23 protein-coding genes are annotated in these 20617 nt (G+C 67.7%); 18 read left to right on the top strand and 5 right to left on the bottom strand.

The window, feature by feature from the left end; all coding sequences use genetic code 11:
• Positions 1-281 precede the first annotated feature (281 nt).
• From AACL56_RS24625 to AACL56_RS24580, 10 genes are all read left to right on the top strand, one after another.
• Positions 282-1244 (top strand): LysR family transcriptional regulator, encoded by a 963-nt coding sequence (locus AACL56_RS24625; RefSeq protein WP_339092417.1) that lies wholly within the window; start codon positions 282-284, stop codon positions 1242-1244.
• Between the two features lie 138 nt (positions 1245-1382).
• The gene (locus AACL56_RS24620; RefSeq protein WP_339092416.1) at positions 1383-1895 is read left to right on the top strand and encodes a hydroxyquinol 1,2-dioxygenase; all 513 of its coding nucleotides are present in this window, start codon (positions 1383-1385) and stop codon (positions 1893-1895) included.
• Positions 1896-2037: 142 nt separating this feature from the next.
• The gene (locus AACL56_RS24615) at positions 2038-3045 is read left to right on the top strand and encodes a hydroxyquinol 1,2-dioxygenase (protein ID WP_339092415.1); all 1008 of its coding nucleotides are present in this window, start codon (positions 2038-2040) and stop codon (positions 3043-3045) included.
• Positions 3046-3173: 128 nt separating this feature from the next.
• On the top strand, positions 3174-4637 hold the full coding sequence (locus AACL56_RS24610; protein WP_339092940.1) for an aldehyde dehydrogenase family protein: 1464 nt from the start codon (positions 3174-3176) through the stop codon (positions 4635-4637).
• Between the two features lie 44 nt (positions 4638-4681).
• Positions 4682-5935, top strand: a complete 1254-nt coding sequence (locus AACL56_RS24605) for an ABC transporter substrate-binding protein (RefSeq protein WP_339092414.1) — start codon at positions 4682-4684, stop codon at positions 5933-5935.
• A gap of 9 nt (positions 5936-5944) precedes the next feature.
• On the top strand, positions 5945-6664 hold the full coding sequence (locus AACL56_RS24600; protein ID WP_339092413.1) for an ABC transporter ATP-binding protein: 720 nt from the start codon (positions 5945-5947) through the stop codon (positions 6662-6664).
• 166 nt (positions 6665-6830) lie between these two features.
• Positions 6831-7553, top strand: coding sequence for an ABC transporter ATP-binding protein (locus AACL56_RS24595; RefSeq protein ID WP_339092412.1), 723 nt, complete (start codon positions 6831-6833; stop codon positions 7551-7553).
• Positions 7546-8415 carry a branched-chain amino acid ABC transporter permease gene (locus AACL56_RS24590; RefSeq protein ID WP_339092411.1) on the top strand — a complete coding sequence of 290 codons (870 nt, stop codon included), beginning with the start codon at positions 7546-7548 and terminating at the stop codon, positions 8413-8415. The genes AACL56_RS24595 and AACL56_RS24590 overlap by 8 nt, the downstream gene beginning before the upstream one ends.
• A 5-nt stretch (positions 8416-8420) precedes the next feature.
• Complete coding sequence (locus tag AACL56_RS24585; protein ID WP_339092410.1) at positions 8421-9503, top strand: branched-chain amino acid ABC transporter permease; 1083 nt, start codon at positions 8421-8423, stop codon at positions 9501-9503.
• Between the two features lie 135 nt (positions 9504-9638).
• Positions 9639-10649 (top strand): Bug family tripartite tricarboxylate transporter substrate binding protein, encoded by a 1011-nt coding sequence (locus AACL56_RS24580; RefSeq protein WP_339092409.1) that lies wholly within the window; start codon positions 9639-9641, stop codon positions 10647-10649.
• Between the two features lie 298 nt (positions 10650-10947).
• Here AACL56_RS24580 and AACL56_RS24575 read toward each other — a convergent pair whose 3' ends face one another.
• On the bottom strand, positions 10948-11745 hold the full coding sequence (locus AACL56_RS24575; protein WP_339092408.1) for an IclR family transcriptional regulator domain-containing protein: 798 nt from the start codon (positions 11743-11745) through the stop codon (positions 10948-10950).
• 144 nt (positions 11746-11889) lie between these two features.
• Here AACL56_RS24575 and AACL56_RS24570 point away from each other — a divergent pair, with 144 nt between their 5' ends.
• From AACL56_RS24570 to AACL56_RS24540, 7 genes are all read left to right on the top strand, one after another.
• On the top strand, positions 11890-12591 hold the full coding sequence (locus AACL56_RS24570; RefSeq protein ID WP_339092407.1) for a 3-oxoacid CoA-transferase subunit A: 702 nt from the start codon (positions 11890-11892) through the stop codon (positions 12589-12591).
• Positions 12588-13244: a 3-oxoacid CoA-transferase subunit B gene (locus AACL56_RS24565; protein WP_339092405.1), complete on the top strand. Its 657-nt coding sequence runs from the start codon at positions 12588-12590 to the stop codon at positions 13242-13244. Before AACL56_RS24570 ends, AACL56_RS24565 begins: the two co-directional genes overlap by 4 nt.
• Positions 13245-13275: 31 nt before the next feature.
• On the top strand, positions 13276-14481 hold the full coding sequence (pcaF, locus tag AACL56_RS24560; protein WP_339092404.1) for a 3-oxoadipyl-CoA thiolase: 1206 nt from the start codon (positions 13276-13278) through the stop codon (positions 14479-14481).
• A 10-nt stretch (positions 14482-14491) separates the two neighbouring features.
• Complete coding sequence (locus AACL56_RS24555) at positions 14492-15508, top strand: Bug family tripartite tricarboxylate transporter substrate binding protein (protein WP_425337043.1); 1017 nt, start codon at positions 14492-14494, stop codon at positions 15506-15508.
• Positions 15509-15598: 90 nt separating this feature from the next.
• Positions 15599-16600: a Bug family tripartite tricarboxylate transporter substrate binding protein gene (locus tag AACL56_RS24550; RefSeq protein WP_339092403.1), complete on the top strand. Its 1002-nt coding sequence runs from the start codon at positions 15599-15601 to the stop codon at positions 16598-16600.
• 58 nt (positions 16601-16658) lie between these two features.
• Positions 16659-17390, top strand: coding sequence for a hypothetical protein (locus AACL56_RS24545; protein ID WP_339092402.1), 732 nt, complete (start codon positions 16659-16661; stop codon positions 17388-17390).
• An 81-nt stretch (positions 17391-17471) separates the two neighbouring features.
• The gene (locus tag AACL56_RS24540; protein WP_339092401.1) at positions 17472-17837 is read left to right on the top strand and encodes an immunity protein Imm33 domain-containing protein; all 366 of its coding nucleotides are present in this window, start codon (positions 17472-17474) and stop codon (positions 17835-17837) included.
• A 5-nt stretch (positions 17838-17842) separates the two neighbouring features.
• On the opposite strand, the gene AACL56_RS24535 is transcribed toward AACL56_RS24540, so the two are convergent.
• The 4 genes from AACL56_RS24535 to AACL56_RS24520 form a co-directional block, all read right to left on the bottom strand.
• Complete coding sequence (locus tag AACL56_RS24535; RefSeq protein WP_339092400.1) at positions 17843-18268, bottom strand: ribbon-helix-helix domain-containing protein; 426 nt, start codon at positions 18266-18268, stop codon at positions 17843-17845.
• A 62-nt stretch (positions 18269-18330) separates the two neighbouring features.
• Positions 18331-18909: a DJ-1/PfpI family protein gene (locus tag AACL56_RS24530; protein ID WP_339092399.1), complete on the bottom strand. Its 579-nt coding sequence runs from the start codon at positions 18907-18909 to the stop codon at positions 18331-18333.
• 118 nt (positions 18910-19027) lie between these two features.
• Positions 19028-19486, bottom strand: a complete 459-nt coding sequence (locus AACL56_RS24525; protein WP_339092398.1) for a hypothetical protein — start codon at positions 19484-19486, stop codon at positions 19028-19030.
• Between the two features lie 2 nt (positions 19487-19488).
• Positions 19489-19929 (bottom strand): JAB domain-containing protein, encoded by a 441-nt coding sequence (locus tag AACL56_RS24520; protein WP_339092396.1) that lies wholly within the window; start codon positions 19927-19929, stop codon positions 19489-19491.
• Between the two features lie 267 nt (positions 19930-20196).
• Between AACL56_RS24520 and AACL56_RS24515 the strand changes: the two genes are divergently transcribed.
• Positions 20197-20613 carry a hypothetical protein gene (locus AACL56_RS24515; protein ID WP_339092395.1) on the top strand — a complete coding sequence of 139 codons (417 nt, stop codon included), beginning with the start codon at positions 20197-20199 and terminating at the stop codon, positions 20611-20613.
• The last annotated feature ends 4 nt before the right edge of the window (positions 20614-20617 follow it).

The raw sequence follows: 20617 nt of genomic DNA, 5'->3' as shown, positions 1-20617 counted from the left end.
TGCATGAGCTTGTCGACTTCCTCGTGCTCGAGGGCCGCCAGGGCAGGGAGCGCCACGCCGCAGGCCGCAGCGGCCAGGAACAGGGCTCGCACGGTGGGGGAAAGGCTGAAACGGGCGCGCGGCCAGGGGCTCTTGGGCATTGCGGACAAGACCTCGTAGGGGGTGGGAGATGCGGCAGGCATTGTAAGTGGGGCAGTTAACCTTCAGACACAGGGATGACAGTGTTTCGGCGTGCCCGCAACGCGCACCCGCAAGGCTCGCGTGCGCAGTACAGTGCCGCCGTGGATCGACTCCAAAGCATTGAAACTTTCGTTCGTGTGGCGCAGACCCAGAGCTTCGCGGAAGCCGCGCGGCAGTTGCGCGTGGCCAACTCGGTGGTGACCACGCGGGTCAAGCAGCTCGAGGAGTTCCTGGGGGCGCCGCTGTTCCATCGCAGCACGCGCGTGGTGCGCCTGAGCGACATGGGCCAGGCCTTCCTGCGCGACTGCACCGAACTGGTCGGCCGCGCCAACGACATCGTCGACCAGATGCGCGACGCGCGCGGAACGCCCTCGGGCACGCTGCGGGTGCATGCGCTCACGGGCATGGTGCTGGGCCGTTTCGCCTCGCTGCTGCGCGAGTTCCAGACCACCTACCCCGACATCCACCTGGAGCTGATCGTGAGCGATGCGGTGGCCGATCCGGTGAAGGCCGGCGTCGACTGCGCGCTGCAGATCTTCCCGGCGGCCTCGCAGGAGCTGGTGTCGCGCCACCTTTTCCCGGTGCGGCGCGTGCTGTGCGCCACCCCGGCCTACCTCGAGGCGCACGGTGCGCCCGCCTCGCCGCGCGAGCTGCACCGCCACAAGCTGGGCCTGTACTCGGGCTATCCCACGCGGGACCGCTGGACCTTCCACCACCAGGGCGAGCAGATCACCATCTACCTGGCTGCCACACTGCTGACCAACAGCGTGCACCTGCTGCGCGAATACGCACTGGAGCACGCAGGCATCGTCTGCCTGCCCACGCTGGTGGCCGGCGATGCCATCGCGCGCGGCGAACTGTGCGTGGTGCTGCCGGATCACCAGCTGTCGTCGTTCTCGCTGAGCGCGGTGTATGCGGGCACCTCGCGCAATGCGCTCAAGCTGCGGCTTTTCATCGAGCACATCGCCACGCGCTTCACGCGCGTGCCGCCCTGGGACGCCACGTTGATCGAGCGCGGAATGATCCCTGCGGAACTCATCGAGTTCAGCCGCTCCTCCGGCTAGGCGGTCGCGGCCCGAACAGGGGTAAACCCGGCCGATTGTTCGGAACCTCCGAATAATCCTCTTCCAAACTGGTCCCTACCGGCTGCGGCGCCCGGCTCCTAGAGTTCGCTCATTCGAGAACGCAAGGAGACACGCCACATGACAGCCGCCGCCTACCAGACCCGCTTCGGGTCGCTGAAGCACTTCGAGAAGGGCCACGTCGAGCCGATCGACGACGACGTGCGCCACTACGCTTTCTCCAACTGCTTCGAGATCGCCAGCATCAGCAAGCCCTACGAGAAGGTTGTGTTCGGCCAGAACCAGATCTATGTGCTCGAGACGCTGCGCGCCGAAGGCACCTCGCCCTGGTTCACCTGCGCGCACGACGAGTTCGCGCTGGTGATGGACGGCGATGTCGAAGTGCACCTCGTGCAACTCGATGCCGCGCAGACGGTGGCCGACAAGGAGAAGAACGGCGCCGTGCTCGTGAAGGGCGAACCCAATGGCAGGAAGATGGGCTGGATGAAGCTCTCGCGCGGCCACCAGGGGCTGCTGCCCAAGAACACCGCCTACCAGTTCCGCACCGCCGGCGCGCCCGGTGTGATCGTCCTTCAAAGCTGCAAGGGCGATCTCTCGGTCGAGAAGTGGGCCGACATCTGCCAGGCCCATTGACTCGCCCCCAGGCTTCGCGCACTTCGTGTCGCTTCGCCCACCCCCTACCGGGGGCAACACCAGCGGCCCGGCAAAGCCGGTTCCGCGGTGTTCCACGAAAGACACGGCACTTGAACATTCAAGACCAGATGAGGACAGCACCATGAACGCCCCCGCAGAACTCGCCCGCGTGATCGCGTCGCAGCCCGACGCGACGCTCGGCTACAAGGACTTTTCGCTCGGCAGCTTCCGCTTTCGCCGCGACGAATACTTCGTGCACATCGGCTGGAAGACCCGCGACGGCCGGCCCATGAGCCACACGATGGACGCGGGCAGCTACCTGCGTGCGCTGATGCGCGACGTGGCCTGGGGCTTCTTCTACGGCTGGGTCAACTTCGACGACGTGTTCGGCACGGTCAACCACTACGAGTCGGTCGACCTGTATGCCGGCAGCTTCAACGGCACGATGAAGGAAGCGGGCATCGACCTGCTCGAGAACTTCCCGACGGCGCAGATCCGCGCCACCTTCGAAGCCATGCTCGACGACTGGACCAACGAGAGCTTCGACCCCTTCGCCGCGCCGCAGGAAACCGGCTCGCCCTACGGCCGCAAGAACGGCAGCAACACCGCCAAGATCACGAGGGCGCGCGAACTCGCCAAGCGCTGCGTGGGCCTGAAGGGCGACCTCGACCTGCGCAGCGACGCACGCGGCGCACCGGTGAACCGCGCCTTCGCCGACGTGCCGCAGGCCGAGCCCGAGCTGCACCCCGAGCCGGGCTTCGAGAACGAGGTGCACGCCTTCAATCTCTTCGGCTTCCTGAGCCGCTCGCAGGTCACGTGGAACCCGAGCTTCACCTCGGTGGTGAAGCACAGCTACATGTGCCCGACGACCGAGGAGCACATCCTGCCGATCATCCACGGCAACGACCGCGTGGAGTGGTTCTTCCAGATGACCGACGAGATCCACTGGGACTGCGGCGACAAAAACACCGGCAAGCCCATGGCCCGCGTGATCATGAAGGCCGGTGACATGGCCGCCATGCCTGCGTACTGCCGCCACCAGGGCTTCAGCCCCAAGCGCTCGATGCTGCTGGTGTGGGAGAACGGCTCGCCGAGCCTGGTGTACGAGATCCAGAAGGGCGAGTCGCCCGAGATCCCGGTGCAGTTCTGAACTGACTTTCTCCCTCCCTGCTGGGGAGGGCCGGGGTGGGGCTCTCCAGCCTGCGCCCTCCTTGAAGATGCCCCACCCCAACCCTCCCGCAAAGGGGAGGGAGAGGAACGCCCATGCCTGCTCCATCCATCCGCCACCAGCTCTTCATCGACGGCCGCTTTGTCGACGCCGAGTCCGGCGAGACCCTCGCCACGCTCAACCCGCACGACAACACGCCCATCGTCGACGTCGCGCTCGCCGGCAAGGCCGACGTCGACAAGGCCGTGGCCGCGGCAAAGCGCGCGTTTCCGAAATGGAGCCGCATGGCCGCCGCCGACAGGGGCCGCATCCTGCTGAAGCTGGCCGACCTGATCGAAGCCAACGCAGAAGAGCTTGCGCGCCTCGAGTCGCTCGACACCGGCCACCCGATCCGCGACTCGCGCCGGCTCGACGTGCCGCGCACCGCAGGGTGTTTCCGCTATTTCGGCGGCATGGCGGACAAGTTCCAGGGCGAGACCATCCCGGTGGAGGAAGGCTTTCTCAACTACACGCTGCGCGAGCCTGTCGGCATCGTCGGCCAGGTGGTGCCGTGGAACTTCCCGCTGATGTTCACCAGCTGGAAGATGGCGCCTGCGCTGGCGGCCGGCAACTGCATCGTGATGAAGCCGGCCGAGATCACGCCGCTGTCATCGCTGCGCATCGCCGAGCTGATGGCCGAGGCGGGCCTGCCGCCCGGCGTGGTCAACATGCTTCCGGGACTGGGCAGCGTGGCCGGGCAGTACATCGCGGAGCATCCGGAGATCGCCAAGATCGCGTTCACTGGCAGCACCGCCACCGGCCGGCGCATCGTGCAGGCCAGCGCGGGCAACCTGAAGAAGGTGCAGCTCGAGCTCGGCGGCAAGGGACCCAACATCGTCTTCGAGGACGCCAACCTGCAGGCAGCAGTCAACGGCAGCGCCTGGGCCATCTTCCACAACCAGGGGCAGGCCTGCATCGCGGGCTCGCGGCTCATGCTGCACGAGAAGATCGCCGATGCGTTTCTCGAGCAATTCATTCCGCTCGCGAAGTCGATTCGCCTGGGCAACCCGCTCGACGAGAACACCGAGATGGGCCCGCTCACCAGCGCGCAGCACCGCGAGCGCGTGCTGCGCTATGTCGAGGTTGCGCAAGGCGAGGGCGGCGAACTGCTCGCGGGCGGCAAGTCGCCCGGCGGCGATCTCGCCAAGGGCTGCTATGTCGAGCCCACCGTGATGCGCGCGAAGTCGTACAAGGACCGCGTCGCGCAGGAAGAAGTGTTCGGCCCCTTCGTCACCGTGCTCACTTTCAAGAGCGACGAAGAGGCGATGCAGATCGCCAACGGCACCGACTACGGCTTGGGCAGCGGCCTCTGGACCCGCGACCTTCAACGCGCCCACAAGGTCGCGCGCGACCTGCACGCCGGCATGGTGTGGATCAACAGCTACAAGCGCGTGAACCCCGGCTCGCCCTTCGGCGGCGTCGGCCAGAGCGGCTACGGCCGCGAGATGGGGTTCGACGCGATGCGCGAATACACGCAGGTCAAGAGCGTGTGGGTGAACGTCGACGCGCAGATACCGCCGCACTTCGCGCGCTGACCCCGGACCGGGCGGCTTCCAGAACACAAGAGACGGAGACAACCATGTCATTCAATCGCAGGCAATTCACGCAGGCCACCGCCGCACTCGTGGCCTCGGGCGCGGCACCGCTGGTGTTCGCGGCCGACACGCTGAAGATCGGCTACGTGTCGCCGCAGACCGGCCCGCTCGCGCCTTTCGGCGAGGCCGACAAGTGGGTCATCGAGCAGATGAAGACGGCCTTCAAGGACGGCATCGCCGTCGGCGGCAAGAAGTACGCGGTGCAGATCGTGCTGAAGGACAGCCAGTCGAATCCCAACCGCGCGGGCGAGGTGGCGAACGACCTGATCCTGAAGGACAAGGTCGCGCTGGTGCTCACGGCAGGCACGCCCGAGACCGCGAACCCCGTGAGCGACGCCTGCGAGCTCAACGAGGTGCCCTGCATTTCCAGCGTGGTGCCGTGGCAGCCGTGGTTCTTCGGCCGCAAGGGCGATCCGGCCAAGGGCTTCAACTGGACGTACCACATGTTCTGGGGGCTCGAGGACGTCATCGCCAACTACACCAACGGCTGGAAGACGCTCGCCACCAACAAGAAGGTCGGCGGCCTGTTTCCGAACGATGGCGACGGCAACGCTTGGGGCGACAAGGAGCTGGGTTTCCCGAAGCCGCTCGCGGCGATGGGCTTCACGCTCACCGACCCGGGCCGCTTCCAGAACGGCACGCAGGACTTCAGCGCGCAGATCGCGGCTTTCAAGAGCGCGGGCGTGGAGATCGTCACCGGCGTCGTGATTCCGCCCGACGCCAAGACCTTTCTCACGCAGGCGCGGCAGCAGGGCTTCAGGCCGAAGGTCATCACGTTGGGCAAGGCGCTGCTGTTCCCCGGTGCCATCGAGGCGCTCGGCGACCTGGGCGAGGGTCTGTCGACCGAGGTGTGGTGGAGCCCGTCGCATCCGTTCACCTCGAGCCTCACGCAGCAGAGCGCGAAGGCGCTGGCCGATGCCTACGAAGCCGGTGCGAAGAAGCAGTGGACGCAACCGATCGGCTTTGCGCATGCGCTGTTCGAGGTGGCGGCGAATGCGCTGGGCCGTGCCAGGTCGCTGAAGGCTTCGGACGTTCGCGACGCCGTGGCGTCGACGTCGATCAATTCCGTGGTCGGCCCGGTGAAGTGGGGCGGGCAGGGTCCGTTCAAGAACGTCAGCAAGACGCCGCTGGTGCTCGGCCAATGGGGCAAGGGCCAGAAGTACAAGGTGGAGCTGACCATCGTGAACAACGAGGCGGCGACGAACATTCCCACCGGCGGCACGCTGCGGTTGCTCTGAGGACGCGCGATGGCACTGCTGGCACTGCATGGCGTGAGCAAGTCGTACGGCGCGCTCAAGGTCACGGACGGCATCACGCTGTCGGTGAGCGAGGGCGAGACGCTGGGCATCCTCGGGCCGAACGGCGCGGGCAAGACGACGCTGTTCAACCTGATTTCGGGCGATGCGCGCGCCGATGCGGGGCGCGTCGAGTACGCAGGCCGCGACGTGACGCGACTCAAGCCGCACCAGCGCTGCCACGCGGGCATCGGCCGCAGCTACCAGGTGCCGCAGCCGTTCGGCAACATGAGCGTGTTCGAGAACCTCGTGACCGCCGCGTGCTTCGGCGGGCAGCAGGCCGAGCGCGAGGCCTGGAACACGGCCCATGAGGTTCTGGCGCAGACGGGCCTGATGGCGCACGCCAACAAGCCGGCGGGCGGGCTGACCCTGCTCGACCGCAAGCGGCTGGAGCTGGCGCGCGCGCTGGCCACGCGGCCGCGGCTGCTGCTGCTCGACGAGATCGCGGGCGGGCTCACGGAGCCCGAGGCCGCGGTGCTGGTCGGCGAGCTCCAGCGCATCAAGGCGCGCGGCGTGACGATGATCTGGATCGAACACGTGGTGCATGCGCTGCTGTCGCTGGCGGACCGGCTGTTCGTCATCAACTTCGGGCAGAAGCTCGCCGAGGGCGCGCCGCGCGCGGTGATGAACGACTCCGAGGTGCGGCGCGTGTACATGGGGATGGAAGCATGAGCGCGTTCGCCCGTCTTCGGACTTGTTCCCTCTCCCGCTTGCGGGAGAGGGTCAGGGTGAGGGCCGCTGCGTTCGAGTCGTCGCGCGCCTTGCAACTGTCGCCGGCCCTCACCCCAACCCTCTCCCGCACGCGGGAGAGGGGGCAGGAGCAAGGGGAGCAAAGACCATGACAGCTCTGCTCACGACCCACGGCCTTCAGGCCTTCTACGGCGACGCCCAGGCCCTCTTCGGCATCGACTTCTCCCTTTCCGCCGGCGAAATCGTCGCCATCATCGGCGCCAACGGCGCGGGCAAGTCGACCTTTCTCAAGAGCCTCACGGGGCTGGTGCGTGCGCCGCTCGACGCGATCCGCTTCAAGGGCGAGCCCATCGGCGGGCTGCCGCCGGGCAACATCGTGCGCCGTGGCCTTGCCATGGTCCCCGAAGGCCGCAGGCTGTTCCCCAGCCTCAGCGTGGAAGAGAACCTGCTCATGGGCGCCACACCGGCGCGCAAGGGGCCGTGGAACCTGCAGCGGCTGTACGCGCTGTTCCCCATCCTCGCGGAGAAGCGCCGCCAGCCGGGCACGTCGCTGTCGGGCGGGCAGCAGCAGATGGTCGCGCTCGGCCGCGCGCTCATGGGCAACCCCGAGGTGCTGCTGTGCGACGAGCTCTCGCTGGGCCTCGCGCCCATCGTGATCCGCGAGATCTACGCGGCCATGCCGGCCATCACCGGCGAGGGCATGACGGTGGTCATCGTCGAGCAGGATGTGACGATAGCGCGGCAGGTGTCGCAGCGCATCTACTGCTTCCAGGAAGGCCGCGTGTCGCTCGAGGGCCGTTCGGGCGAGCTCACGCGCGAACAGGTCTCGCAGGCCTACTTCGGCATCGGCACGGAGGCGGCCCATGCTTGAGACCCTCGTGCAAGGCGTGCTGCTCGGCGGCCTCTACACGCTGTTCGCGCTCGGCCAGTCGCTGATGTTCGGCGTGATGCGGCTCACCAACACGGCGCAGGGCGACTTCATCATCCTCGGCGCGTTCGCGGTGGTCGCGGGGGTGTCGGTGCTGGGCAATGCGCCATGGGCGGTGGCGCTGGTTGCGCTCGCGGTGCTGCCGGTGGCCTTCGGCTTCGGCTGGCTGCTGCAGCGCCACGTGCTCAACGGCACGCTCGGCAAGGACCCGCTGCCGTCGCTGGTCGTCACCTTCGGCCTGTCGATCGTGATCCAGAACCTGCTGCTCGAAACGTTCTCGGCCGATCCGCGCGCCATCGAGACCGGCGGCCTCGCCACCCGCGGCATCGCGCTGGGCGAAGGCTTCTCGGTCGGCGTGCTGCCGCTGGTGGTGCTGGCGATCGCGCTGGCAGCCACCGGGGCGCTGCAGTGGCTGTTTGCGCGCACCGCGCTCGGTCGCTCGTTCCGCGCGGTCTCCGACGACCGCGAGATCGCCGAGCTCATGGGGCTCGACGCGAAGAAGGTCTACGCCTTCGCGACCGCGCTGGCCTTCGTGCTGATCGCGGTGGCCGGCACGCTGCAGGGCATGCGCACGACGGTGTCTCCCTCGGACGGCCCGCTGCTGCTGCTGTTCGCCTTCGAGGCCGTGATCATCGGCGGCATGGGCTCGTTCTGGGGCACGCTGGCCGGCGCCATGATCCTCGGCATCGCGCAGCAGGTGGGCTTCCGGCTCGACCCGGGCTGGGGCATCTGGTTCGGGCACATCGTGTTCCTCGCGGTGCTCGTGTTCCGGCCGCAGGGCCTGTTTCCGAAGACGCGGGGATGACGCGCATGAACACCGCATTGAAATCCGCGCCGGCCCTGGGCCTCGTTGGTTCCGGCAACGCGCCGCTTGCAGCGCCCTTCGAGGTCGAGCGCGCCACCGCCGCGAGCCGCGCCGCGCTGTGCATCGGCGTGGCCCTGGTGCTGGTCGCCGCCAGCCTGCCCTTCTGGGGCGAGTCGAGCTGGATGCGCGAGTTCGTCGAGATCGCCTGCTACTTCATCTTCGCGATGATGTGGAACCTGCTCGCGGGCTACGGCGGCATGGTGAGCATCGGGCAGCAGGCCTTCTTCGGCTTCGGCGGCTACGCGATGCTGATGCTCGGCAACTTCGCGGGCGTCAACCCGTTCGTGGCGATCCCGCTGGGGGCGCTCGCCGCAGGGCTGGTCGCGATCCCGGTGTCGTTCGTGGCCTTCAGGCTCTCTGGCGGCTACTTCGCCATAGGCACGTGGGTCATCGCCGAGGTGTTCCGGCTGAGCTTCGCCAACATGTCGGCGGTGGGCGGCGGCTCGGGCACCACGCTCACTGCGCTGCGCGGCATCGACAAGGCCACGCGCGAGAGCACCACCTACTGGATGGCGCTGGCCTGCGTGGTGGCTGCCGTCGCGCTGGTGTACCTGTTCCTGCGCAGCAAGCGCGGCCTGGCGCTGCTGGCCATCCGCGACAACGAAGTGGCCGCCGAGTCGCAGGGCATTCCGGTCGCGCGCATGAAGCTGGCGGTCTACGTGGTCGCGGCCTTCGGTGCGGGCCTCGCGGGCGCGCTGTACTTCGTGGGCAACCTGCGCATCAGTCCCGACGCGGCCTTCAGCGTCAACTGGACGGCCTTCGCCATCTTCATGGTGGTGATCGGCGGCATCGGCCGCATCGAGGGGCCGCTGGTGGGCGCGCTCATCTTCTGGGCGCTCAACAGGTTCCTGAGCGACTACGGCACCTGGTACCTGATGGGGCTCGGGTTGCTGGCGATCGTCGTCACGCTGTTCTTCAAGCAGGGGCTGTGGGGCTTCGCGCAGCAGCGCTGGGGCTGGTCGTTGTTTCCCACGCAGCGCAAGCTGTTGCATGCGGCCACCAGACCGCCGTCGATGGACGGCCGTTGACGTTGAAAGCCATGCGCAAATGACCTTTCGGACTTGCGCAAGAGTGGCTCATCATGTAACGTGTTGTAAGTGCGGCGTCAGCTCGCGTTCAGCCATCGCCCCGCATTTCCCGGTCTTTCACTCTCTGGAGTCAACTTGACGATCACCAAACGCCGCTTGCTCGAAGGCGGCGCAGCAGCCGTTGCCGCTTCTGTCCTCGCGAAGGCTTCGTGGGCCCAACGTACCGCTCCCGCAGCAAGCGAAGCCGCCTGGCCGACCAAGCCCGTGCGCATCCTCGTGGGCTTTCCGGCGGGCGCCTCGCCCGACCTCGCGACCCGCGCGATCGCCGAACCGCTGTCGAAGATCCTGCGCCAGCCGGTGGTGGTCGAGAACAAGCCCGGCGCCAGCGGCAACACCGTGGCCGACCTGGTGGCCAAGGCCACCGACGACCACACGATCGGTGCGCTGATCAACGGCAACCTCACCATCGCCAAGCTGCTCAACCCCGCGCTGCCCTTCGATCCCGAGAAGGACTTCGCGCCCGTCGGCCTCATCGGCACCGCGCCGCTGGTGTTCGCGGTGTCGGGCAACGCCACCGGCAAGACCTCGGCCGACCAGCTGCTGTGGGTGCGCAACCTCGGGAGCGGCGGAAAGTACGGCACGCCGGGCGTGGGCACGGTGGGCCATCTGGGCATGGAACTCATCAAGAGCCGCGCGGCCATCACCGCGCAGCACAAGCCCTACACGGGCAACCCGCAGGTCATCGCGGGCCTGCTAGCCAACGAGATCCAGCTGGCACTGCTGCCACCGGGCCTTGCGCTGCCGCACATCAAGTCGGGGAAGATCAAGGCCATCGGCGTGACCTCGCCCGAGCGCAGCCCGTTGGCCGGCGAACTGCCCACCATCCGCGACGCCGACGTGCGCGGCGCCGACCTCGAGATCTGGACCGCGCTGGCCGCGCCCGCCGGCATGAAGCCCGCGGCCATCGCCAGGCTCAATGCCGCGCTGGTGGAAGTGATCAGCACGCCCGATGTCGCGCAGGCTCTGCTCAAGACCGGCTGGCAGGCGCAGCCCGGTTCGCCCGACACGCTGGCCAAGCGCATGCGCGCTGACACCACGCGCCTGGGCGGCGTGATCATCATGAAGGGCATCCACTCCGAAGGGTAGGCTCGCCCCCAGGCTTCGCGCACTTCGTGTCGCTTCTCCTTCCCCCTACCGGGGGAAAGACCTGCGGCCCGGTGTTTCTTGGCTCGCCCCCAGGCTTCGCGCACTTCGTGTCGCTTCTCCTTCCCCCCTACCGGGGGCAACACCGGAGGCCCGGCAGAGCCGGTTCCTCGGTGTTTCTGGACTTGCCCCCAGGCTTCGCGGCAGTTCGTGTCCGCTTCTCCTTCCCCTTCTCCCTAACGGGGGCAACACCGGAGGCCCGGCAAAGCCGGGTCCGCGGTGCTCCTGGCCAGGGCTGGGCCTAGAGCAGCTGCGACACCCGCTGCGCCGCGCTCACCAGTGCGGGCAGCATGGTCTCCTGCATCACCTTCGCGCTGGTGCGGTTGGCCTGGCCGCTGATGTTGAGCGCGGCCACCATGCGGCCCTGCTTGTTGACGATGGGCGCGGCCACGGAGATGAGGCCTTCTTCGAGTTCCTGGTTCACCAGGCACCACTGCTGCTTGCGCGCCTGCGCGACCTTGGCCATGAGGGCGTCGACGTCGGTCACGGTGTGCTTGGTCATGGCCTCGATGTTCGAGGCCTCGAGCCGCGCGCGCACTTCGTCGTCGTCGAGGTCGGCCAGCAGCAGCCGGCCCAGCGAGGTGCAATACGCCGGCAGGCGAGAGCCCACGCCCAGGCTCATGCGCATGATCTTCTGAGTGGGCACGCGCAGCACGTAGACGATGTCGGTCGCGTCCAGCACGGCGGCCGAGCATGACTCCTGCACCTGCTGCACCAGCGCCTCCATCACCGGCTCGGCACGGTTCCAGATGGGCATGGACGAGAGGTACGCAAAGCCCAGGTCGAGGATGCGCGGCGTGAGCGTGAAGAGCTTGCCGTCGGTCACCACGTAACCCAGCGTCTGCAGCGTGAGCAGGATGCGGCGCGCGCCGGCGCGCGTGAGCCCGCTGCCGGCGGCCACCTCGCTGAGCGTCTGGTGCGGCGCGTTGGCGCTGAACGAACGGATCACCTGCAGGCCGCGCGCGAACGACTGCACGTAGCTGTCGCCGGGCGCGGGGGAAGGGGTGGATGTATCGGGTTGTGCCGAGTGGGTTGCCATGGTGAGCGATCCTCTTTAGAATTCATTATACGAACAAATGTTCTTTAGACGAACAATTTGGCGATTCGCAGAATCGGTCGGATCGCAGGTCGGGTTGTTCTTCTTCCGCGGCTTCCTTTTCCCTCTCACCCGGAGACAAGCTTCATGATCAACAAGATCGCGCGCTCGGTCGCGGATGCACTTTCAGGCATCCAGGACGGCGCCACGGTTCTCATCGGCGGCTTCGGCACCGCCGGCATTCCCAACGAACTCATCGACGGCCTCGTCGAGCAGGGCGCCAAGGACCTCACCGTCGTCAACAACAACGCAGGCAACGGCGAGACCGGCCTCGCGGCGCTGCTGAAGGCGGGCCGTGTGCGCAAGATCATCTGCAGCTTTCCGCGCCAGGCCGACAGCCAGGTGTTCGACGGGCTCTACCGCAGCGGCAAGCTCGAGCTCGAACTGGTGCCGCAGGGCAACCTCGCCGAGCGCATCCGCGCCGCCGGCGCCGGCATCGGCGCCTTCTTCTGCCCCACGGGCTACGGCACGCAGCTGGCCGGCAACCGCGAAACGCGCGAGATCGACGGCAAGCAGTACGTGCTGGAGTACCCCATCCACGGCGACGTGGCGCTCATCAAGGCCGAGCGCGGCGACCGCTGGGGCAACCTGGTCTACCGCAAGGCCGCGCGCAACTTCGGCCCGGTGATGGCCATGGCCGCGAAGAAGACGGTGGCCACCGTGCACGACATCGCCGAGCTCGGCACCCTCGACCCCGAGACCATCGTGACCCCGGGCATCTTCGTGCACCAGGTGGTGCGCATCGAACGCGTCGCCACGCAGGCCGGCGGTTTCAAGAAGGCAGCATGACCATGAGCACCACCTACACACGTCGCACCAAGGACCAGCTCGCCGCCCGCGTCGCGCAGGACATCTTCGACGGCGCCGTCGTCAACCTCGGCATCGGCCAGCCCACGCTGGTGGCCAACCACCTACCCAAGGGTCGCGAGGTGATCCTGCAGAGCGAGAACGGCATCCTCGGCATGGGTCCTGCGCCCGAGGCCGGTGAGGAAGACTACGACCTCATCAACGCCGGCAAGCAGCCCGTCACGCTGCTGCCGGGCGGCTCGTTCTTCCACCACTCCGACAGCTTCGCGATGATGCGCGGCGGCCACCTCGACATCTGCGTGCTCGGCGCGTTCCAGGTGTCGGCCACCGGCGACCTCGCCAACTGGCACACCGGCGAGAAGGACGCCATTCCCGCCGTCGGCGGTGCCATGGACCTCGCCATCGGCGCCAAGCAGACCTGGGTCATGATGGACCTGCTGACCAAGCAGGGCGTGAGCAAGCTGGTGAAGGAATGCACGTACCCGCTGACCGGCATCGCCTGCGTCAAGCGCGTGTACTCCGACCTCGCCACCATCGAATGCACGCCGCAGGGCCTGAAGCTCGTCGACCTGGTCGACGGCCTGAGCCGCGAAGAACTCGAGAAGCTGGTCGGCCTGCCGATCGCTGCTGCCTGACCCCGTTCCATCGAACCGAGAGACACCACACATGACCAACCAAGCCTTCATCTGCGACGCCGTTCGCACCCCCTTCGGCCGCTACGGCGGCTCGCTCAGCAGCGTGCGCACCGACGACCTGGGTGCCGTGCCGCTGCGCGCGCTGATGGAACGCAACAAGAACGTCGACTGGCAGGCCGTGAGCGACGTGCTCTACGGCTGCGCCAACCAGGCCGGCGAAGACAACCGCAACGTGGCGCGCATGTCCGCGCTGCTGGCCGGCCTGCCGATCGAGTTGGGCGGCGCCACCATCAACCGCCTGTGCGGCTCGGGCCTGGACGCCGTGGGCACCGCCGCACGCGCCATCCGTGCCGGTGAAGCCGGCCTCATGATCGCCGGCGGCGTCGAGAGCATGAGCCGCGCGCCTTTCGTCATGCCCAAGGCGGAGAGCGCCTTCAGCCGCAACAACGCGGTGTACGACACCACCATCGGCTGGCGCTTCGTCAACAAGCTGATGAAGGCGCAGTACGGCGTCGACTCCATGCCCGAGACGGCAGAGAACGTGGCCACCGACTACAAGATCGAGCGCGAGGCGCAGGACCTGATGGCCCTCAACTCGCAACTGCGCGCCGTGGCCTCGCAGAAGTCGGGCTTCTTCGACACCGAGATCGTGCCCGTGACCGTGCCGCAGAAGAAGGGCGACGCGATCATCGTCAACAAGGATGAGCATCCGCGCGAAACCAGCCTCGAATCGCTCGCCAGGCTCAAGGGCGTGGTGCGTCCCGACGGCACCGTCACCGCCGGCAATGCCAGCGGCGTGAACGACGGCGCCTGCGCGCTGCTGCTGGCCGACGAAGCCAGCGCCGCGAAGCACGGCCTCACGCCGCGCGCCCGCGTCGTCGGCATGGCCACCGCCGGCGTCGCGCCGCGCGTGATGGGCATCGGCCCCGCACCGGCCACGCAGAAGGTGCTCGCGCTCACCGGCCTGAAGCTCGACCAGATCGACGTCATCGAGCTGAACGAAGCCTTCGCCGCCCAAGGCCTCGCCGTGCTGCGCATGCTGGGCCTGAAGGACGACGACGCCCGCGTGAACATCAACGGCGGCGCCATTGCGCTGGGCCATCCGCTGGGTGCCAGCGGTGCGCGCCTGGCCACCACCGCCGTCAACCAACTGCACAAGGGCGGCGGCCGCTATGCGCTGTGCACCATGTGCATCGGCGTGGGCCAGGGCATCGCGGTGATCCTGGAACGCGTCTGACACGCAGGTCATGACTTCCACCTCGCGCCGAGTCGTTGCTCCTTCAACCACCCGGCGCGAGATGCTGCTGGGCCTGCTGTCCGCAGCGGCCCTGCCGGCCTTTGCGCAGGTGCCGCAAGGGGATGCCTCCAGACCCATCCGTATCGTCGTTCCCTTCGCTCCCGGCGGCGGCAACGACGTCTTCGCGCGCCAGATGGCCAAGGGCCTCGGCGAGCTTCGCAAGCAGGCCGTCGTCGTCGACAACAAGCCCGGTGCCGGCGGCAACCTGGGCACCGGCGAAGTGGTGCGCACCCCCGCCGACGGCAGCACCTTGCTGCTGGGCCACACCGGCACCGTGTCGATCAACCCTGCGCTCTACAAGGGCCTGAAGTTCGATCCCCGCAAGGACCTCGCGCCCGTGGCCATGTTCGCGTCGTCGGCGCTGGTGCTGGTGGTGCCCGCGGGTTCGAAGGTCCGGACCATCGCCGATCTGGTGAGCGAGGCCAGGTCACGCCCCGGCGCCATCGACTACGCATCGAGCGGAAGCGGCACCGGCGGCCACCTGAGCGGCGAGTTCTTCGCCGAGCGCACCGGCACCAGGCTCACGCACATTCCCTACAAGGGCACCAATCCCGCGCTGACCGACCTTGCCGGAGGCCAGGTGCAGATGATGTTCAGCGTCATTCCGCCCGCGCTCGCCCTGGTGAAAGGCGGCCGGCTGCGCGCCATTGCCGTCACCAGCGCGAAGCGCCTGCCTTCACTGCCCGACGTGCCGACCGTGATGGAGTCGGGCCTGCCCGCGCTCGCCGATTTCGAGAGCACGCTCACCTACGGCATCCTCGCGCCGCGCGGCACGCCCGCTGCGTTCGTCAACGAGCTCGCGGCGCAGATGCTGAAGGTGGCGGGCGAGAAGGAATTCCAGTCGCGCCTGGACGTCGAGGGCGCCGTGCCCCTGCTGGGCGGGCCGGCCGAATATGCCGCACTCATTTCGCGGGAGAGCGCGAAGTGGGCGGCGATCGTGAAGAGTTCCGGCGCGGTGGTGGAGTAGCCGCGACATCCGCCGAAGAGGTGCCAGAGAGCACGTCGCGCGGACCGGGAGAGTTCGAGAACCCAAGAACCGAAAGAAGAGGATCAGAGGATGAACAAGACGAAAGCAACGCGCCGCGGCGTCGGCCTGGCCGCGCTCGCACTGGCCACCGCCGCGCTGGTGCCCGCCACCGCATCGGCACAGGCGCAGGCCTTCCCGACCAAGCCCGTGCGCATCATCACGCCGTTCCCCGTGGGCGGCGGCCCCGACGGCGTGGCGCGCCTCGTGGCCGACAAGCTCTCGCGCGCCTGGGGCCAGCCCGTGGTGGTCGAGAACCGTCCGGGCGGCAACGGCTTCATCGCCATCGACGCCTTCAAGCGCGGCGCCAGGGACGGCCACGACATCATCGTGCTCGACAACGTGCACCTGGCCGCCTATCCCGCGCTGTTCAAGAAGCTGCCCTACGACACGGCCAAGGACTTCGACGCGCTGCTGCCGCTCTTCAAGACCTACTTCTTCTTCACCGTCGCGACCAACAGCAAGTACAAGACGGTGGGCGACCTGATCGCCGACGCCAAGGCCAACCCCGGCAAGCTCGACTACGGTTCGTGGTCGGTCGGCAACCCGGTGCACCTGGGCTCCGAGCTCTTCGAGTCGGCCACCGGCACGCAGATGGAGCACGTGATCTACAAGGAAACCACGCAGCTCTACACCTCGGTGGCCACCGGCGAACTCGCCTTTGCACTGGGCAGCAGCGCCACGGCCGGCCCGCTGCAGCGCGCGAACAAGCTGCGCTTCCTCGCCGCGGCCGCACCGCAGCGCGTGGCGGCGTTCCCCGACGTGCCCACCGTGTCCGAATCGGGTGGCCCGAAGGGCTTCGAGGTCATCGGCTGGAACGCCATCGCCGTGCCCAAGGGCCTGCCCGCATCGGTCACCGACAAGATCAAGCGCGACATCGAGAAGGGCCTTTCCGAGCCCGACGTGCTGGAGAAGTTCAAGAGCTTCGGCTACGAGCCGTTCCCCACCACCCGCCCGCAGTTCGACCAGTTCGTGGCGAGCGAGACCGCGCGGTTCACCGATGTGATCCGCAAGGCGAACGTGTCGCTGGATTGATGGCGGGGCGATCGAGAGACGGCGCGTTGCAGGGCGCGCTGCACGGCGCGTTGTTCGAATGAACCTCAACGCACTGGCCCGCAAGGCGGCGAAGGGCCCGGCGCCCCCAGCCTATGGCGGATCGATGAACGTCGAGGACATGATCCGCTTCGTCCGGGTCCATGGCGCAGCGGGCGCCGACGAGATCGATCGTCTCTGCGCGCAGCATGGATGGTTGGCCAATGGGCTGTTGCCAGACGGCACGCGCGTCGCGCCGTTTGCTTCGTGGGCGCGGGCCTGCGCGGCTTTCGGGCGTCGTGGCGTCAGCGGGCTGCGTCCACTGTTGGTCGACCCGGAGCTGTCGGGCTTCGCCATCGCCGTCCTGCAAGAAGAGAAGACGCTCGAGAGCGTTCAGGCACTCCTCGGCTTCTGCGCATCTGCTGCCTGGCAATCATCCGATGCGATGCATCCGGATTGGCGGGCCCTCTCGGCGCTGAACTTGCTGCTGAGCTTCGATGACGGCGTAAAGGTCGAGCAGTCAGTGATGGACGACTTGCTGTGCATCGTCGTCGCTGCCTTCGACGCTGCGCCCCAGCCTTTTCTGAGCAGCCTTTGCCTCTGGACGGCTCGCGGTGCGCCGACCGCCAAGGCGCTGGCATGGCTGCAGGCGCTCGAAGTGACCGGCGCCGATGTCGATGCCGCGCGAACCGCCGCCATCAAATCCGTCAGGCGCCGCCTGGCGCCGGACTACAGGGCGCCGGACGCAAAGGCCGCGCGGCAGATCCGGCGCGCGCGGGCGGCAGACGTCTAGCACCGCGGCCTTGCCAGGCGCGAGCACACAAGGCAGATTCGGTACCCGGGAGGGTGCCTTTTTCGTCGGCACGCGTGCGCCATGTGGCCATTCAACAGGAAGAAAACCGAAGAAAAGAAGAGCGAACCGTGGGAGGACAAGTTCGCCGCGCTCGCTCCGCTGGTGCTCGCGTCCGACCAGGTCATGGGACCGCAGCGCCTGCCCGTGTGCTTCGCCTACCGGGTGAAGCCGAACAACCCGTACGACTCCGGCTGGATCTTCTCCAGCGGCAAGGAGAGCCAGCAGCATCTCGACGACAACCCTCCGAAGATCTGCCCGCTGAACTCGTTCCTGAAGATGGACCCGACGCTGGCCGAGATCACCGGGCATGCCGTCGGGTCGGCATGGGAGCGCGACGGCGCCGGCGCATCGTGGAAGGAAGTGCCCGGCTTCAGGCCGCCGCGCTGACGCACTCAGGCGTGCCGGCGAGCCGCCACGTGCAGCGTGCGAACCTGGGCCTGCGCCTTGGCGGACTGCTGCGCAGGGGATGCGCCCCAGCCCTGCGGCAACGCGTGCAGCACGGCCTTGGCATCGAGCGAGCGGATCGCCACCGAGGTGTCCGCCGGAATGCGTCCCTGCGCCAGCATCGCCTCGTAGCGCAGCGCGCTCACGCGCAGGAACGACGCGAAGTTGCCGACCTCGCCGCGCGCGGCCACCAGCTCGTCGTAGAGCCGCTCGATCAGCTGCACCACGACCATGCCGTCGCGCTGCGCGATTTCCTCGAGCACCTGCCAGAACAGGTTCTCGAGCCGGATGCTGGTGACCACGCCGTGCAGCCGCACGGAGCGCGTGCGCGCGTCGTAGCTCTGCGGGTCGGCGCTGATGAAGACTTCGCACATGGGCCGTCTCCTTTCGGGTTGGGTGGCGGGCGACGCCTGCACTGTAGCGCCGCCCAATCGCATCAGTGTTCGATGCGCGTGCCCAGCACCGCCAGGAACTGCGAGAGCCACGCCGGGTGCGCGGGCCAGGCGGGCGCGGTGACCAGGTTGCGGTCGGTCACGGCCTGGTCCACGGGAATGCCCATGTACTCGGCGCCGGCGAGTTCCACCTCGACCTGGCAGGCCGGGTACGCCGAAACTTTGCGGCCCTTGAGCAGGCCCGTTGCGGCGAGCAGCTGCGCGCCGTGGCACACGGACGCCACCGGCTTGTCGGTGGCCAGGAAGTGCTTCGCGATCTCGACCACGCGGCCGTGCATGCGCAGGTACTCGGGCGCGCGGCCGCCGGGAATGACGAGTGCGTCGTAGGCCTCGGGCTTCACGTCGGCGAAGTTGGCGTTCAGCGTGAAGCGGTGGCCCGGCTTCTCGCTGTAGGTCTGCGCGCCCTCGAAGTCGTGGATGGCGGTGTGCACCCAGTCGCCGGCCTTCTTGTCTGGCGCCACCGCGTGCACCGTGTGGCCGACGGCCAGCAGCGTCTGGAAGGGCACCATGGTTTCGTAGTCTTCGGCGTAGTCGCCGCAGAGCATGAGGATCTTGCGAGCCATCTGTCTTGTCTCCTTCGAACGAGGTTGGAATCCGGTGCACGGCGGTGCGTGCGGCCGTCGCCGGATTATTCGAAGGAGCGGGGCGCAGCGGGTAGCAGCCGGCTGCTACCTGCGGGCGTCAGACCAGCGTGGCGCTCGTGCCGCGCGCCACTGTGGGGCCGATGCCGGCGTAGAAGAAGCCCAGGTCGTCCTCGGGGCCGTTCACTGCGCGCCCGCGCACCTTGCCCATCACGCAGACGCCCACCTGCGCGTCGCCCTGGCCGATGACGAGCACGAAGGGGTTGTCTTCGTCGCCACGCAGGTAGCGCCCGCCGAACTCGCGGCGCGCCACCTCGAACACATAGGCGGAGGCGAGAAAGTGCAGGTCGTCCGGCAGAGGGGCCTGCTGCTTGAAGAAGTCGTCGAGCACGCGGTCGACCAGGGCCAGCGAGGCCTCGGTGTAGTCCAGCTTGTGGCCGTCGATGGGCGCGCCGGGCTGGGAGAACGCATGGACGAAGTCGTTGGCCTGCGAGGCCATGCCTTCTTCGAGCGTGGCCGGCATGGCGGGCTTCTTTTTCAGGAAGTCGAACAGTCCCATGATTACCTGAACCTCCCGTCTTCCTGAAAGCTGCTGTAGGCGTCGTCGCCGATGATGATGAAGTCCTGCAGCGGCATGCCATGGATGACACCAAGCTCATGCAGCCGCATGGCGATGCCGATGTCTGCTTGCGAAGGCTTGCACGTGCCGGAAGGGTGGTTGTGCACCACGATCAGGGAGCTTGCCCGCGCGAGTATCGCGTTGCGGTAGAGCTCCACGGGTTCCATCAGCGTTGCCTTGGCGGAACCGATGGAGGCCACTTCATACGACAGGATCTCGAGCTGCGGGTTCAGGTGCAGAACGACGACCTTTTCCTTCGTTTCGTTATGCATGTCCTTGAAGAGCGCGTAGACCTGCTCGGGGCTTTCCACCGGCCTGTTGAGAAGGTCGTCGTCCACGCGCTTGCGCGTGAACGTGACCTTGAGTTCCTTGAGATAAGCCATTGCATTTCCTCCATCGGGCGATGCCCGTCGTTTGGTTGTGCGCGGCATTGTCCGGCACCGTGCGCCGGGCAGCGAGCGACGCGATGGCTGCCGGGGCGCATTCGGGAAATCCGTACCAGAAGACCGCGCAACGCGTCGCCGCCCCGAATGACAACCCCGCCGCCGCCCGGGGCCGTCACGGATCTGCCTTTTGCGGGCAATAGCCTTGGGCAGGGTTTTCCCGTATCCCCGGGCCGCCCCGTTCAAAACAACTCGCAGAGAAACACCATGAAGACCACCCAACTCGCCCTCGTTGCCGCATTCGCCGTGATGGCCGTCGCATCCGCCAGCGCCCAGCAGCGCACGCGCGAAGCCGTCGAAGCCGAAGCCGTCGCCGCCGCCCACGCGCCGAACCAGAACGTCACGCGCGGCTCGCGCGGTGCCGATCCGTTCACGTCGACCGCCGATCCGGAAGCCATGTACAAGCAGGCCGTGGACACGGCCCATGCGCCGAACCAGAACGTGACCCGCGGCTCGCGCGGTGCCGATCCGTTCACCTCGCAGCGCGACCCCGCGCAGGTCTACCGCGAAGCCATGGCCACGGCCGCGGCCCCCGACCAGAACGTGACCAGCGGCTCGCGCGTGAACAGCAAGGTCATCTCGACGATGCAGAACCCGGTTCTGCAATCCGCACAAGGCAAGTAAGCGA

Source organism: Variovorax paradoxus, assembly GCF_902712855.1.
Taxonomy (GTDB): domain Bacteria; phylum Pseudomonadota; class Gammaproteobacteria; order Burkholderiales; family Burkholderiaceae_C; genus Variovorax; species Variovorax paradoxus_Q.
Note: the sequence above shows the minus strand (reverse complement) of the source record. Positions and strands in the feature narration are given on the sequence as shown.

What these genes read in the sequence shown, in the direction of transcription:
- AACL56_RS24620 (WP_339092416.1), top strand. Translation starts at nt 1,383, where the DNA reads ATGACAGCCGCCGCCTACCAGACCCGCTTCGGGTCGCTGAAGCACTTC.
- AACL56_RS24615 (WP_339092415.1), top strand. Translation starts at nt 2,038, where the DNA reads ATGAACGCCCCCGCAGAACTCGCCCGCGTGATCGCGTCGCAGCCCGAC.
- AACL56_RS24605 (WP_339092414.1), top strand. Translation starts at nt 4,682, where the DNA reads ATGTCATTCAATCGCAGGCAATTCACGCAGGCCACCGCCGCACTCGTG.
- AACL56_RS24600 (WP_339092413.1), top strand. Translation starts at nt 5,945, where the DNA reads ATGGCACTGCTGGCACTGCATGGCGTGAGCAAGTCGTACGGCGCGCTC.
- AACL56_RS24595 (WP_339092412.1), top strand. Translation starts at nt 6,831, where the DNA reads ATGACAGCTCTGCTCACGACCCACGGCCTTCAGGCCTTCTACGGCGAC.
- AACL56_RS24590 (WP_339092411.1), top strand. Translation starts at nt 7,546, where the DNA reads ATGCTTGAGACCCTCGTGCAAGGCGTGCTGCTCGGCGGCCTCTACACG.
- AACL56_RS24585 (WP_339092410.1), top strand. Translation starts at nt 8,421, where the DNA reads ATGAACACCGCATTGAAATCCGCGCCGGCCCTGGGCCTCGTTGGTTCC.
- AACL56_RS24575 (WP_339092408.1), bottom strand. Translation starts at nt 11,745, where the DNA reads ATGGCAACCCACTCGGCACAACCCGATACATCCACCCCTTCCCCCGCG.
- AACL56_RS24570 (WP_339092407.1), top strand. Translation starts at nt 11,890, where the DNA reads ATGATCAACAAGATCGCGCGCTCGGTCGCGGATGCACTTTCAGGCATC.
- AACL56_RS24565 (WP_339092405.1), top strand. Translation starts at nt 12,588, where the DNA reads ATGACCATGAGCACCACCTACACACGTCGCACCAAGGACCAGCTCGCC.
- pcaF (WP_339092404.1), top strand. Translation starts at nt 13,276, where the DNA reads ATGACCAACCAAGCCTTCATCTGCGACGCCGTTCGCACCCCCTTCGGC.
- AACL56_RS24555 (WP_425337043.1), top strand. Translation starts at nt 14,492, where the DNA reads ATGACTTCCACCTCGCGCCGAGTCGTTGCTCCTTCAACCACCCGGCGC.
- AACL56_RS24550 (WP_339092403.1), top strand. Translation starts at nt 15,599, where the DNA reads ATGAACAAGACGAAAGCAACGCGCCGCGGCGTCGGCCTGGCCGCGCTC.
- AACL56_RS24545 (WP_339092402.1), top strand. Translation starts at nt 16,659, where the DNA reads ATGAACCTCAACGCACTGGCCCGCAAGGCGGCGAAGGGCCCGGCGCCC.
- AACL56_RS24540 (WP_339092401.1), top strand. Translation starts at nt 17,472, where the DNA reads ATGTGGCCATTCAACAGGAAGAAAACCGAAGAAAAGAAGAGCGAACCG.
- AACL56_RS24535 (WP_339092400.1), bottom strand. Translation starts at nt 18,268, where the DNA reads ATGTGCGAAGTCTTCATCAGCGCCGACCCGCAGAGCTACGACGCGCGC.
- AACL56_RS24530 (WP_339092399.1), bottom strand. Translation starts at nt 18,909, where the DNA reads ATGGCTCGCAAGATCCTCATGCTCTGCGGCGACTACGCCGAAGACTAC.
- AACL56_RS24525 (WP_339092398.1), bottom strand. Translation starts at nt 19,486, where the DNA reads ATGGGACTGTTCGACTTCCTGAAAAAGAAGCCCGCCATGCCGGCCACG.
- AACL56_RS24520 (WP_339092396.1), bottom strand. Translation starts at nt 19,929, where the DNA reads ATGGCTTATCTCAAGGAACTCAAGGTCACGTTCACGCGCAAGCGCGTG.
- AACL56_RS24515 (WP_339092395.1), top strand. Translation starts at nt 20,197, where the DNA reads ATGAAGACCACCCAACTCGCCCTCGTTGCCGCATTCGCCGTGATGGCC.